This window comes from Runella sp. R0.1_18 (assembly GCF_057652155.1).
On sequence record NZ_JBYFCK010000002.1, the window covers coordinates 463,645 to 477,787 of the forward strand.

14 protein-coding genes are annotated in these 14,143 nt (G+C 46.4%); 7 read left to right on the forward strand and 7 right to left on the reverse strand.

The window, feature by feature from the left end; all coding sequences use genetic code 11:
- Positions 1-24 precede the first annotated feature (24 nt).
- Positions 25-2,829 (forward strand): M16 family metallopeptidase, encoded by a 2,805-nt coding sequence (locus AC23P2_RS04690; protein WP_487772124.1) that lies wholly within the window; start codon positions 25-27, stop codon positions 2,827-2,829.
- A 56-nt stretch (positions 2,830-2,885) separates the two neighbouring features.
- On the opposite strand, the gene AC23P2_RS04695 is transcribed toward AC23P2_RS04690, so the two are convergent.
- The 4 genes from AC23P2_RS04695 to AC23P2_RS04710 form a co-directional block, all read right to left on the reverse strand.
- Positions 2,886-3,302, reverse strand: a complete 417-nt coding sequence (locus AC23P2_RS04695) for a DUF1801 domain-containing protein (RefSeq protein WP_487772125.1) — start codon at positions 3,300-3,302, stop codon at positions 2,886-2,888.
- A 46-nt stretch (positions 3,303-3,348) separates the two neighbouring features.
- A complete protein-coding gene (locus AC23P2_RS04700) occupies positions 3,349-4,221 on the reverse strand; it encodes a glycosyltransferase family protein (protein ID WP_487772126.1) in 873 nt (290 codons plus the stop codon).
- A gap of 79 nt (positions 4,222-4,300) precedes the next feature.
- Complete coding sequence (locus AC23P2_RS04705) at positions 4,301-4,930, reverse strand: hypothetical protein (RefSeq protein ID WP_487772127.1); 630 nt, start codon at positions 4,928-4,930, stop codon at positions 4,301-4,303.
- An 18-nt stretch (positions 4,931-4,948) separates the two neighbouring features.
- The gene (locus AC23P2_RS04710) at positions 4,949-6,085 is read right to left on the reverse strand and encodes a DUF819 family protein (protein WP_487772128.1); all 1,137 of its coding nucleotides are present in this window, start codon (positions 6,083-6,085) and stop codon (positions 4,949-4,951) included.
- A gap of 163 nt (positions 6,086-6,248) precedes the next feature.
- Between AC23P2_RS04710 and AC23P2_RS04715 the strand changes: the two genes are divergently transcribed.
- The 4 genes from AC23P2_RS04715 (at position 6,249) to AC23P2_RS04730 (ending at position 10,712) form a co-directional block, all read left to right on the forward strand.
- The gene (locus tag AC23P2_RS04715; RefSeq protein WP_487772129.1) at positions 6,249-7,547 is read left to right on the forward strand and encodes a TolC family protein; all 1,299 of its coding nucleotides are present in this window, start codon (positions 6,249-6,251) and stop codon (positions 7,545-7,547) included.
- A gap of 113 nt (positions 7,548-7,660) precedes the next feature.
- Complete coding sequence (locus tag AC23P2_RS04720; RefSeq protein WP_487772130.1) at positions 7,661-8,761, forward strand: efflux RND transporter periplasmic adaptor subunit; 1,101 nt, start codon at positions 7,661-7,663, stop codon at positions 8,759-8,761.
- Positions 8,758-10,014 carry an ABC transporter permease gene (locus AC23P2_RS04725; RefSeq protein ID WP_487772131.1) on the forward strand — a complete coding sequence of 419 codons (1,257 nt, stop codon included), beginning with the start codon at positions 8,758-8,760 and terminating at the stop codon, positions 10,012-10,014. Before AC23P2_RS04720 ends, AC23P2_RS04725 begins: the two co-directional genes overlap by 4 nt.
- A gap of 23 nt (positions 10,015-10,037) precedes the next feature.
- On the forward strand, positions 10,038-10,712 hold the full coding sequence (locus AC23P2_RS04730) for an ABC transporter ATP-binding protein (protein ID WP_487772132.1): 675 nt from the start codon (positions 10,038-10,040) through the stop codon (positions 10,710-10,712).
- On the opposite strand, the gene AC23P2_RS04735 is transcribed toward AC23P2_RS04730, so the two are convergent.
- Positions 10,709-11,209, reverse strand: a complete 501-nt coding sequence (locus AC23P2_RS04735; RefSeq protein WP_487772133.1) for a cupin domain-containing protein — start codon at positions 11,207-11,209, stop codon at positions 10,709-10,711. The genes AC23P2_RS04730 and AC23P2_RS04735 overlap by 4 nt on opposite strands.
- A gap of 117 nt (positions 11,210-11,326) precedes the next feature.
- Here AC23P2_RS04735 and AC23P2_RS04740 point away from each other — a divergent pair, with 117 nt between their 5' ends.
- Both AC23P2_RS04740 and AC23P2_RS04745 read left to right on the forward strand, forming a co-directional pair.
- Entirely contained in the window at positions 11,327-11,902 is a 576-nt protein-coding gene (locus AC23P2_RS04740; RefSeq protein WP_487772134.1) for a Crp/Fnr family transcriptional regulator, read from the forward strand.
- A gap of 42 nt (positions 11,903-11,944) precedes the next feature.
- On the forward strand, positions 11,945-12,523 hold the full coding sequence (locus AC23P2_RS04745) for a Crp/Fnr family transcriptional regulator (RefSeq protein ID WP_487772135.1): 579 nt from the start codon (positions 11,945-11,947) through the stop codon (positions 12,521-12,523).
- Here the strand turns inward: AC23P2_RS04745 and AC23P2_RS04750 are convergent.
- Positions 12,495-12,905, reverse strand: a complete 411-nt coding sequence (locus tag AC23P2_RS04750; protein WP_487772136.1) for a DUF6326 family protein — start codon at positions 12,903-12,905, stop codon at positions 12,495-12,497. The genes AC23P2_RS04745 and AC23P2_RS04750 overlap by 29 nt on opposite strands.
- An 83-nt stretch (positions 12,906-12,988) precedes the next feature.
- Positions 12,989-13,813, reverse strand: coding sequence for an aminotransferase class IV (locus tag AC23P2_RS04755; RefSeq protein WP_487772137.1), 825 nt, complete (start codon positions 13,811-13,813; stop codon positions 12,989-12,991).
- Between the last annotated feature and the right edge of the window lie 330 nt (positions 13,814-14,143).

Sequence of the window (14,143 nt, forward strand, 5' to 3'; positions counted from 1 at the left end):
CTCTCAAATAGACTTCAAACATCTATGAAACAAGCCAGACTACTCTTTCTTACTGTAGCTTTCGGCTGGGCAACCGCAGCCAATGCCCAAACCGACCTCAAGAAACCCATTCCGATGGATCCCAAAGTTCGCTACGGCAAACTTCCCAACGGTATGACTTATTACATCCGTAAAAACGAAGAACCCAAAAAACGCGCTGAATTGTACCTCATCAACAAAGTAGGAGCAATTCAAGAAGAAGACAAAGAAAACGGACTCGCCCACTTTACTGAGCACATGGCGTTTAACGGTACCAAAAACTTCCCCAAAAACGAGTTGGTGAGCTACCTCCAACGCGCAGGGGTGAAGTTTGGGGATGACCTCAATGCCTTCACAGGACAAGACCAAACGGTGTATCAATTGCCAGTCCCCACCGACTCAGCCGATATTTTCAACAAAGCGTTTGTGGTTTTGGAAGACTGGGCGCACAACATTACGTTTGAAGGTGCCGAAATCGACAAAGAACGTGGCGTTATTTTGGAAGAACTTCGGGGCGGGAAAGGCGCGCAACAACGGATGCGCGACAAGTGGATGCCTATCCTCGTAGGCGATTCAAAATACGGAAAACGCAACGTGATTGGTACAGAAGAAGTTTTGAAAACCTTCAGCCATGAGACTATCCGTAATTTCTACAAAACGTGGTATCGCCCAGACTTACAAGCGATTGCGGCCGTGGGAGATTTTGACATCGACCAAGTAGAAAAAATGATCAAAGAACGCTTCGGGGCGATTCCAAAGGCGGTAAAACCTCGTCCATTGGGCAAGTATCCCGTGGCCGATTTTAAAGGAACGCGCGTTGCCATCGTGACTGACCCTGAGCAGCCTTATATGATGGCACAGATAATTACAAAGTTGCCAAAAGCGGAAGAAAAAACCCTTGGTGACTCCCGCGAAAGCATCAAACGGAACTTGTTTAACCAAATGCTTCAAGCACGTTTGCAAGAACAAACACAACAAGCCAACCCTCCTTTCTTGTTTGGGGGCGCAGGTTACGGCGGTTTTATTGGTGACTATGATTCGTTTATCAACATAGCCGTGGCCAAAGATGGTAACTTGGAACGCGCCGTTAAAGCGGTGTTGGATGAGGGTGCACGCGTGAAGAAATTTGGTTTTACGGCTACGGAGTTGGATCGTACCAAAAAACAATTGCTCACCGCGACCGAAAAACGTTTCAAAGAGAGAGACAAAACAAAATCGGCTTCGTATGTCAACGAATACATGGGGAATTTCCTTGAAGATTCACCTATTCCAGGCATCGAGTTTCAATTTGAGTTTGTACAAGGACAGTTGGATGGTATCACCATTGCAGAAATCAATGCCCTTGCCAACAAGTACTTGGTTGCTGACAACCGTACGGTATTGGTGCTTGCGTCTGAAAAAGACAAAGCAAAATTGCCTACTGAAGCGACGATTTTGGAGTGGATCAATAGTGCGGGCAAAGACGTTACCGCTTATGAAGACAAGGTTGTCAACAAACCACTTATCGAAAACCTCCCAGCTGCGGGTCGTACGGTTTCGACAAAGCAAATCCCAGAAATCGGCGTTACTGAGTTGACATTGAGCAACGGCGTGAAAGTGGTATTGAAACCTACCGACTTCAAAAATGACGAAATCCTCATTGGCGCGCGCAGCCAAGGCGGGACATCGCTCTACGATGAAAAAGATTTTATGAGCGCAGGCATGGCCGACGCCGTTGTTGAAGAAAGTGGTATTGGTGAGTTTAATACCCCTGCTTTGAAAAAATACCTCACGGGCAAAGTAGCTAACGTGAGCCCATTTGTGGGGGAAAACGAAGAAGGTTTTAGCGGAAACTGTAGCCCTAAAGACCTCGAAACCGCTTTGCAGTTGGTGTATGGATACTTTACCAAACCTCGCAAAGACGACGATATCATCAAAGGCTTTTTGACGTCGCAGCGCTCGGCCATCCAAAACCGCAACGCTTCACCTGCCCCTGAAGTGGTATTCCAAGACTCGTTGAGCCGTATTTTGGGGAACAACAACTTCCGCCGTCAACCTATTTCGGTAGAGCGTTGGGACATGATTAACCCCGACCGCGCTTACCAAATCTACAAAGAGCGCTTTGCCGATGCTTCTGACTTTACCTTCTTCTTCACAGGAAGTTTCAAGGTGGACGAAGTGAAACCTTTGTTGGAAAAATACTTGGGCGCGCTTCCGTCACAAAACAAAAAAGAGAGCTTCCGCGACTTAGGTATCCGTACTCCGTCGGGACGTCTTGATAAGAAAGTCTATAAAGGAATTGAGCAAAAAAGCCAAGCTTCGTTGATTTTCAGCGGCGATTACGTCTATAATGACGACAACAACTGGCAGCTCGACGCCCTCGAAGAAATCTTGAACATTAAGCTTATCGAGGTTATTCGTGAAAAAGAAAGCGGTGTATATGGTATCGGCGCGCGTGCGTCTTACGGCAAAACTCCTGCTCCTCGCTATACCGTTCGTATCGGATACGGCACAGGTCCTGAGCGCGTAGAAGAATTGGCAACTAAGACGTTGGCTGTTTTGGACGAAATCAAGAAAAACGGCGCTACGCAAGTCGATATTGACAAGTTCAAAGCCGAAACCCGCCGCTCAATGGAAGTTCAGATGAAAGAAAATGGATTCTGGCAAAACCAATTGATTGGAGCGTACAGCATCGGCGAAAATCCAGTAGATATTTTGGGCTGGGAAAAACAACTGAATAAAATAACCGTAGAGAGTACAAAAGCTGCGGCAAACAAGTACCTCAACGATGCTAACTTTATCAAAGTAGTGTTGCTTCCTGAGAAAAAATAACAACGGAGTCTTTCTCTTTTTGGGGCTGTCTGAAAGCAAAGGCTTTTGGGCAGCCCTTATTTTTTACGCCGCTCGAACATAATTTTTGCAAACGTTTTTTCGGGCTGGGTTTCGTTCAATAGAATCGCCTCTTGCAGCATCTCTAAAAAGGCGTCCTCCCGCGCCTGAAAATCTTTCAGGTTCTGAAATGTCATGCCACGGATAATTTTTCGGCCTTTCGATTCCAACACCCCCGCTTCGTCTTTGAGCAAAAACCCTTTTACAAAGCATATCTCAACGCCCTGGGTTTTGTGAATTTTACCAAAATAACAAACGTAATCTTGGCACATAAAAAAGAGGGTACTGCTGTACATAAACCGCTCCCTCATTTTGGGATGCGCCACCATCACTAGCTGCCGAACGTACGACAACAACTGCCGAATTTCGGGGGTTTGACTGGCCAAAAAATCGTCGGCATCGGCGTATTGAACCATTTTTTAAGTGTCGAGTTTAGAGGGTAGAATGTCGAATGGCAGGTTTTTAAGACAACTTGTAGTTTTTGTATTCTCCAATGTACCAACCCGTTAGGCGTGCTACCCACATTTTGAGACGGTACTTGAAACGAAGGTTTTTGTGCGAAATATCATGGCTAAACTGCCAATTTTGGCGCTCGATGCGGGACAGCATCACGCGGGGATGACTTCCCGTAAACTTGGCCAACGAGTCAATTTGGGAATAGTCAAACCCTTCTGCCGATATATTCACGTGGCTTTCTACATCTCCTCCGTGCCAGTATTGGTGAATATGCACGTATTTTTCCTGCATCACGCGCGGGTCTTTTACCCAACCGTAGTGGTAGATTCGGGCATCTACGAGCTTCACGCGCAGTTTTTCGTTGTCGTTTTTCCGAAACCCTTGTGCATCGCGGTACGAATAAATGCGTTTGTTGTTGCGCACCACCCTGATTTCGTGGCGATACCATGTTGGGGAGTCACCGATGTAATCGTAAGAACCGTAAAAATGGGTATAATGAAACAACAGCCCGTCCACGTTTTTGTCGTCTTTCCAGCGTTCCATGGCGGCTTTGATTTTGGGCAAATCGTTTTCGTGTACCACCTCATCACCCTGAATATAAAATGCCCAATCACTTTGAGGCGAAATCGCTTCAAACGCTTTGTCGGTTTCTTTGGCATACACCACGCCACCGTCTTTTAGCGATTCGTCCCATACAGTTTCGATGATACGGATTTTCTGGGGATCAATCTGCCGAACGAGCTCCAGCGTAGCATCCTCACTTTTGCCTACGGCCACCACAAATTCATCACAAATGGGTAGGATAGAGGTAATGGCTTCCACAATAGGAAAGTCGAACTTGACGGCATTGCGAATAAAGGTAAAACCCGTAACGTGCATTCTTTCAGTCTAATTTTTGGGTCAAATTTACGATTTATCGTCGCTGTTTTGCCCATTCATTGATTTAATCTCCCCAGAATTAATCGGCCCTACTCATCAGCCGCCAGTTTGCTCGCTCGGTCGGCTGGCCTACGGTTGATTCTTGAGGTAGTTGTGACCAATCAGAGCAATAGGTGTAATTATGCCCCATAAGTAAATGCGAAGACAACGCAAAATACACCCTAAAAACTTTCCCCTGGCTAGAATAACCAATGTTGTAATTACTACACCTCTCACGTGATGCAAAAGTAGCGGGCACGCTTCCCGTCGATAGTGGGTAGGTTTTATTTTTACGTTTGTATTCTTCTAGTTCCATAATCAACTCTTCAGCTGCTCGATAGTGTACTTCGGTTTGAACGGCGAAAGTAATCTCATCTCCCACCAAATAAGTAGTCCAAGCCACTGCTGGCAATCCTATCATCAGTAACCCGAGCCTCATCATAGTTAGTAAATGCTTATTAGGTTTCAATAGATACCAAATAGGCGCAATCAACAAAATAACTACCCCCAAAGGAATGGTAAAAAAAGAAATACCTCCCAAAAATATGGCAAAGGGAACGACTAAGGGGATAAAAATCGCCAATAGCGCAAAGGCCATACAGATACCTGCCCAGTTTAGAAAGCTCTTTCCGTACTGTTTTGTAAATAGTTGCTCTAGTAACGTCCTCATTATCAATCTAATTTACATTCACTTCATCCATTCGGCAATCCAAATCCCTAAATACGTTCCGATGGCATTGCCTAATACGCCAATCAGAACCGCAGGAAGCTGTAAGTCGGGGCGGTGAAGGCTTTTAGCCAACGCTAATGCCGAACTTGCTCCCCCGATATTGGCTTGAGAGGCAATTCCAAGCATGTCCCAGTCTTGTTTCAATAAGGCACCAATTCCAAACACAATACTAGCGTGTATGAGCACCAAGACGGTTATCATCCCCAAAAGGGTAAAGGCCAACTTCCCATCGTGAATCAAGGCTGGAATGTCACAATAAGCACCAATGACTGCCAAAAATAAATAGACGCACAACAATCCCAGCATCCGCGAGCCAGCCAACTGATGAATGGCGGGAATTTGGGCTAAACCTAGCGCCAAGGTCGTTTGAATCAACACTACGGGAACAGAAGGAATCCAGTGGGCGATTTGCTGCGACAGGTAAATGCTTAGAATACCCAACCCAACCAACAATGCCACATTTTTTGGGCCTACGGTTTCGTTTTCACTCAATTCTTCTTCTAATTCTACTAACGAGACCACTTCTTGACGCTTTTGGCGAGGATACAAGCGATTCAAAAATTGGGGGATGGCCAGCGTTCCTACCATCCAAATAGCCGTAATGATATTATCGGCCGCCGTAGTCGCCGCGTACAACGTTCCCGCTTTGGAAACTCCGTAATGCAGCGCAACGGCGTTGAAATTGACACTTCCGCCAATGTACGTCCCTGTAAACATGCCCGCAATGGCATAATGAAGTTCGCCCAATGAGTGAGGAGCATCAAAAAGTTGTAGGCTTACAACAACCCCCAAAATTGTCCCGATTGCCCCCAATAAAAACAACGAAAGCATGATACCTCCCGCTTTTCGGAGGCTGCATAAGTTGGCTTTGAGCATCAAAAAGAAAATAGATAGGGGAGCTAAGTATGAGAAAATGCCGTCATAAACAGGCACTTCCTCGCTCGACGACGGAATCAGACCTAGGTTGGCCGTAATGGCCGTTGTAATAATGACCAGCAGTGCGGCACCCATCGAACGCAGGTACGGAAATTTGGTCAGCCACTCGGCCAATACGACATTGGCACACAGCATGGTCAAGATGTAGAGAGAATTCATCGAGAGCTAAAGGGGGTTTTTACTAATAAAATTCCGTTTTCAACGGCTTTTCTTCCGCTTCATCAACCTTCATGGCTGACCTATGTCATGGATACTTTTGCTTTGTTGTGTGATTTTTACCAAATGTAATCACTACACCTCAGATACCGAAACTTCGAGCCGTATGAAAAAGCTCATTCTTGCCTGTTTTTCATCTTTTTTATTTGTCTGCCTGGGCCGCAGTCAAACCACCATCGCCAATGTGGATGAAGCCATTGAATTGGCAAAAAAACAAAATGCCGACCTGCACATTTCACGGCAAAATACCCAACTCCAATCGTGGAGCGTCACGGCAGCAAAAAGCACTCGCATACCGCAGTTAAAATTTACCACCGCCCTCGATTACAATTTTGTGTTACCTACGCAGCTAATTCCCGCTCAGTTTTTTGGGGGGAAAGAAGGGGAATACCGTGGGGTGCAGTTTGGAGTGCCGTTCAATCTTACAGCGGGACTAGAAGCCAACGCTCCGCTGTGGAATGCGGGGCTTAAACAAGACATACAACTTGCGCAACACAACCAAAAACTGACGGAGTTGCAAACCCTCGTTCTTACTGACGACCTGAGTACACAAGTCGCTCGTCTGTATTTTGCTGCGGTATTTACACAACTCTACCTCGACATCACCCAACGGAATTTGTCCAATGCCGATAGTATCGTTCAGATAGCGCGCGAACGCAAAGAAAAGGGGCTTATCGACCAGCTGGAATTTAACCGCAGCCGCACCACGCGCCTCGCCATTGAAGACGTGTTGAAACAAAACGAATTGGCATACGCGAAAAACACTAGCCAATTGCAGTTGCTGTTGGCAACGCCTGACCTAAAATTAGCTCCTTATCGCCCGTCTACTACCTTTCCGTCGGTGGGAGATGTGCCAAGCGATGGACTTACTAAATTACAACTTCGAACGCAGCAATTGGTCATTGCGCAAGCGCAGCTCAAGAAGGAGAAACTACTCCGCTTACCTACGCTGTCGGCTTTTGCCCGTTACCAAGAACAAGCCCAACGCTCTACGTTTAATTTCCTAAATTTCAATGAAAAATGGTACGGAATTGGCGTAGCAGGACTGCGTTTTGAAGTGCCAATTTACACAGCCCGTATTCGTGAAAGTGCCATTGGGCGTGCGCAGGTCAATGCCGACATTGCGCAGCTGCAACTCGAAAACGAAAAACGCAAAATTGACACCGAAACCAACGAGCTGTTACTTACCTACCGACAAGCACTTACTTCGTTGAAAATCAACGAAGAAGCCTATCAGCTCAGTGAAGAAAATTTGAAACTTGTGCGTATTAAGTACCAAGGTGGAGTGGTTAGCTATGACCAATACCTAAACGTTTTTAACGATGCACTTGCAGCCCAAAACAAATACCTCCGTACCCTTTCGGACGTGATGATTAACGGAAAGCTGCTAGAGCTAAGGCGTTAACCTTGATATTCAATTAGTTAATTGGTCAATTTGAAAATGTTGGGCAATGATCAATTTTCAAATTGGCTAATTCCCAAATTACATTCAACCACTAAAGTAAAGACCTCTGAATCATGAAACGATATACCCAATCTGCGGGAGTTTTAGGGTTGTTATGGGCAATAGCCGCTTGCTCGCCCGACGCCGAAACGACCACTCCCACTTATAAAAATCTTACTGAAGCCGTCTATGCCTCGGGCAACGTTTTTCCCAAAAATGAGTACAAGGTTGTAGCCAACGCCGACGGCTATTTACAACAGCAACTGGTGGCCGAAGGTGACGTGGTGAAGGGAGGGCAATTGCTATTTTCGTTGGAAAGCCTGTCGCAAGATGCCCGCGCCGAAGCCGCCGCCAATATTTATCGCCAATCGGAAGCCAATTTTGCCGATTCCTCTCCCGCGTTGAGTGAGCTAGAGGCGGGGCTGCGTAATGCCCGTACCAAACTCGAAAACGATTCGGTCAATTATGCTCGCTACAAAGCACTTTATGAACAAAACGCGACGGCTAAAGTGGACCTTGAACGCGCCGAATTGGCGTACCGTACGTCCAAAAATGACGTAGCTGCTCGTCAGAAAGCATGGCAGCGTACCAAAAACCAATTGTATGTTGATCTCCAAAATTCACGCTCCAACTTTCGGGTAAACGCCCGCGAAGGAGACAACTACCGTATCAAGAGCATCGAAGCTGCTCGGGTGTATGAAGTGTATAAAAAAGTGGGTGAATTGGTGCGCCGAGGGGAAGCCGTGGCCTTACTGGGTAACCCAAACGAGGTGTATCTTCAGTTGGCGGTGGACGAAACCGATTTTTCTAAACTCAACGTAGGACAAGATATTGAGGTTAAAATGGATGCTTACGGTGATAAGGTGTTCAAAGCGCGCATTACGAAGATTTACCCCAAACTCAACAAGGTGGACCAATCGTTTCGGGTCGATGCCGATTTTGTGGGCGAAACCCCACAAGCGTATTATGGCCTAACAGTCGAAGCCAACATTGTTATTTCGCACAATCCCAAAGCCCTGACGATTCCCAAAGCTTACTTAGTGGGGCAAGACAGCGTGTGGATACGTGCCGACAAAGACAAGCAAAAAATCAAAATCACGAAGGGAGCAGAAAATTTTGAATTAATAGAAGTAAAAAATGGCCTCACCGACAAAAGCGTCATTGTAAAACCATGAATCTCAAACTTTCTTTCCAAATCGCCCAAATCCACCTGTTGGCAAAAAAACGCCAAACCCTCGTGGCGATGCTCGGCGTGACGTTTGGTATCGCGATGTTTATCGTCATGATTAGTTTCATGCAGGGCGTCAATCAATTTTTGGAAGACTCGGCGCTTGACGCCAGCCCACACGTTCGGATTTATAACGAAGTCAACACCCAACGGCCCAGCATTTTAGACCAAAACCGTTCGTCCGACAGCAGCATTAACATTGTTTATCACCAAAAACCCAAGCAGCAACTTCCCCGCATCAAAAATGGCCTACAAATGGTGCGCCTCATCGAAAAAATGAAAGGTGTATTGGGTGTTTCTCCCGAAGTAAGTTCGCAAGCTTTTTTCAACAATGGCCCCATTCAGATTTCGGGAAGCATGGCAGGAATCGACTATCCGCGCGAAAATCGCCTATACAACCTCGATAGTCGGATTAAATCGGGGAGCTTTCAGGCATTGCTGACCAACCCCAAAGGTATCGTAGTTGGGGCAAATTTGGCCAAGAAACTAAACGTAAACGTGGGCGATAAAGTGAGTGTAACGACCCCAACGGGCGGCAACCTTACCCTTCGAGTCGTGGGGATTTTTGGTTTTGGCATTGGTACCATCGACAACATCCGCTGCTACACCAGCATCAGTACCGTGCAGGAGATTTTGGGAAAAGATGCCAGCTACATCACCGATATTCACATCAAAATGACCGACCCTCTTTTAGCATTGGATTTTGCCCAAACCCTTCAAAAACAGTTTGACATCCACACCGAAGACTGGGGCACGGCCAACCAGGCGATTTTGGCGGGGAAGAAGATTCGTAACGTGATGACGTTCGTGATTTCAATGACCTTGCTGGTAGTGGCAGGGTTTGGGATTTATAACATCATGAACATGAACGTCATCAACAAACTGAAAGACATTGCCATTCTGAAAGCCACAGGATTTGGAAGCAAAGATGTGGTCGCGGTGTTTTTGCTCCAAGCCATTATCATCGGAATTTTAGGAGGCGTCTTAGGGCTACTCATTGGTTTTGGTATCAGTTATGCCCTGTCAATTACCCCTTTCGAGACGGGCGACATGATTAGCCTTAAAACTTTTCCTGTGCTTTTTGAGGCCCAGTATTACTTGATGGGGCTAGCATTTGGCGTCATTACCACCATTTTAGCAGGTTATTTCCCTTCGCGCAAAGCCGCCAAAATCGACCCCGTGGCGATATTGCGAGGCTAAGAAGTTCTCCAACACATACAACTATGAACGTCCTCAGTGCATCCCATATCAACAAATACTTCTTTGAACCTGAAAAATTTCAGGTATTGCAAGACGTGAATTTTGAGGTAAAAAAAGGCGAATTTTTATCCATTATCGGCAAATCAGGCTGTGGGAAATCCACCCTTTTGTACATCCTTTCGACCATGGACACCGACTACGAAGGATCGCTCGAAGTAAACGGCCAACGCCTCACGGGATTACCCCAAGACACGCTGGCCGCCTTTCGCAACGAACATTTGGGCTTTGTTTTTCAGTTTCACTTTTTGCTGCCCGAGTTTACGGTCTTGCAAAACGTGATGCTTCCCGCATTGAAGTTGGGAAAATATTCCAACAAAGAAATTGAAGAAAGAGCTTACGAAAAACTACGCCTTGTCAATATGTCCGAACACGCCCGCAAACAGTCTTCCAAACTCTCGGGAGGGCAGCAGCAGCGGGTGGCCATTGCACGGGCACTCATCAATGACCCTACCATCATCATGGGCGACGAACCGACGGGCAACCTCGACAAAGCCAATTCGGGTCTTGTGTTTGATATTTTTCGCCAAATCGCTCACGAAAACGGACAAACCATCATCACCGTCACCCACGACCCTGACTTTGCCAACGGCAGTGACCGCATCATCGAAATGTCGGACGGGCGCATTGTTAGGCACTAATGCGTCAATAAATGAATCACTTTCTGGTGTTGGGGAAAAAGCGCTAATAATTGCGCTCGTTCGCCCAACTCAAAATCAGCAAAGTCAAAACCTGGGGCTACCGTACAGCCTACCAACGAATACGCACTGTCGGCCTTGGGTTTGGAGCCAAACCACGTTCCCGCAGGCACCACCGCCTGAAAAACTTCGCCCGCGTCGGGGTTATCGCCTAGCTTGATGATTTCTAGTTTTCCATCGGGATAAATAACGAACACTTCGAGCGGGCCTCCTGCGTAAAAATGCCACATTTCGTCGGCCTGAATGCGGTGAAGGGTAGAGAAATGATGGTTTTCAAGCAAAAAATAAATGCCCGTACTGAAGCTTCGGTCGCCTCCAAAACGAGCAGGCAACACGCTTTGCGGAATCACCTCCGCTGAACGGTACGTTTCGGCAAAGTAACCACCTTCTGGATGCGGTAACATGGCATATTTTTCAACCCAATAACTCGCTGGTTTCATAAATGTAGGTTTGTCGTAGAAAAATTGGCATAAAACTATCAAATCTGCGTTAGACTTTTCGTATTTTGAGGGGTAAAATGGGGAACGAGAAAGCGCGATTACCCCCAAGAAAAATTAATGAACAGCGACCTTCTACAACAGTTATTTGGAGATGCGCCATTGCCTCGGCAAGAAATGGAGGCGATTGTGGCTTTACTGGACATTCAAACTTTCCCTAAAGGCATGCACATTTTACGGGAAGGCGAAATTTCTTCCAAATGCTTTTTCATTCTCAAGGGTTGTGTCAGGCAGTATTTGCTGGACGATGGCACCGAAAAAACGACGTTCTTTTACACGGAAAGTCAGGCCGTTGTGCCGTTTGAAAGTTACCTTCAGCAAAAGCCCTCAAGGCATTATTTTGTGTGTGTTGAAGACGTGACTGCAATTATTGGCAATCCAAGCGAGGAAAAGGAAATGTACCAGAAATTCCCAAAGCTAGAATCGCTCACTCGAATGATGGTGGAACAAGGTTTTGGTAAAACCCAAGAAGACTTTGCCACGTTTATTACCTCTTCGCCCGAAGAACGGTACCACAACTTGCAAAAAAATCGGCCCGATTTGCTCCAACGCGTTCCTCAGCACCAAATTGCGAGTTATTTGGGTATCACCCCCGAATCATTGAGCAGAATTAGGCGGCGGCTGGCGAAGAAGTAGCTGGAGAGCCTAAAAGGAAGTTATGACAACGTCAATAAAATCATGAAAAACCAACTGGTTGAGTATTTTTCAAAAATTTCTCCTCTTTCTCCCGACGAAGCCATCGCCATTGCTGACAGCGCAATCATCAAAACGTTTGAAAAAGGAACGTTTCTGCTCCAAGAAGGGCAAATGACTGCTTCTACTTTTTTTGTATTTCAAGGACTTGTGCGCCAATACAGCCTCGTGGACGGTGAAGAAAAAACGACCGCTTTTTTCACGGAAGGCCAGTGGATTATTTCACTCAGTAGTTTTGACAGCCCCAAACCTTCGCCCCATTCTTGGGTGTGCGACGAAGATTGCGTTTTGCTCGTTGGCAACGACGCAGCCGCGCAGTTGTTGTTTAAAATACACCCTCGTCTTGAATTTATTGCGCGAAAAATTGTCGAAAATACCTTCGCTGAATTTCAAACGGCCGTCACTACCTACCTTACCGATACCCCCGAACAACGTTACCTGCGCCTGCTCGAAACACGGCCTAACCTTATCCAGCGCATTCCGCAATACCAGCTTGCCAGTTACATCGGCGTAAAGCCTGAGTCATTGAGCAGGATTAGGCGACGATTGGCGAAGAAACCCTGAGCATTTTGAGCCATTTCAGGGCATATACAAAAACAAAAATCGTCGTCGCAATCTCAATCACCGCAAAAAAGAGGTAATAAATCGTAGGGGGCCCCATAAATAGTGTCGCCACCATGACAAGGGTTTTTACCAACGACGCGCTGATGTTTGCCCAAGCATTGGCCTTGTCGGGTAAGATTTTTGACAAAAGAATCATCGAAATGGGAATTTCCATTAAAATCCCCGCATACAACAAAAACTCCCTAGAGATAGTCATCCCTTCGACCCGCCCCGTCAGGTACTGCTTCAAGAGTGAGGCATCCATGAGGCCAATGAGGTCGCAGTAGAGATAATTGATGGTAACAAATAGCCAAATCGTTGATAATACGTCTTTCTTATTCATTTTCTTGTTCGTTTTTTCAACCACAAAGGTCGAAGCCACCAACAAGAAAATGATTGACTTGGGTTAAGAATGTAAGATGAAAGCTATTTCCCGTAGCCGTTGACCAATGTTTCAAACTGAGCCAGTAATTTAAGCGTGCGCGGGCCAGGTTTGCCGTCGCCCACTATCTGACGCCCAATTTGTACCACAGGCATTACCCATTTGGTCGTACTCGTCGTGAAAGCTTCGTCGGCTTCTTCCAACTCGGAGACGAGCATTGGACGAATTTCTACCTTAAATTCTTTTTCGGCGAGCTCCAATACAACTCTGCGGGTGATACCGTGGAGGATGTTTTTATCAGCAGTGATCAACGTGTCTCCCTTGAAAATGAAGAAGTTGCTTCGTGTTAATTCACTTACTTCGCCGTCTTTGTAATAAAGCAAATCCGCCGCTCCTTGCGACTTCATCTCAGCCGCCAGGCGAATCATGTGAAGGTAGTTGGTGCTTTTAAGCTCGGGTAAATCTCGCACAAATTCAAAGGGAAGAACCTTGATACCTCGCACACGGCCTTCGGGATTGTCTTTGGGTAAATTTTCGGCAATAATCAACCAGTTGGGTTCAACAACACTCACGCTATCAGGCGAGTACCCACCCGTTAGCACAAAGCGAAACGCAACGTCGGGTTGGCCTGATAAACGGTGCAATTCGGCCAAAATTTCAGCAGTTTTTTCTTGAGAAAGAGGAACGCGCAAATGCAATACCTCTGCCGAGCGCACAAAGCGCGCCCAATACCAATCCCACTGAAAAGGGACACCGTTGTAGGTACGGAAATAATCAAAAAGGCCATAGCCGCGCAGAAGTCCCAAATCGTTGATGTTGACAGAAGCCTGCTCGACAGGCATGATTGCGCCATTGAAGTAACAATGCATGGTTTTTAGAGGATAAGATGAGTATTCACAAAGATAGGGATTTGGCTTTAACCTTAATTAACATTCTTTCAACGGCTTTTAACCTACTTCTTCCACACGCTGCCCTAGTTTTGTCCCATCAAAATCCTTACAGCCATGAATTTTAATGTTGAGTTGAGTGTCGAGTGCAGAATGCAGAGTGTCGAATTTTTGTGTTAATCCGTGCCGAGGGTTGCTCACAACCCGAGTACTCTAATGAGTCGTCCATTCGACGGAGAGTGTCGAATTTGTGAGCTAACTGTTCCCTATTCGGCACTTTGCGTCGCTCGGGGGAGCTTGTCGTTACTCGGG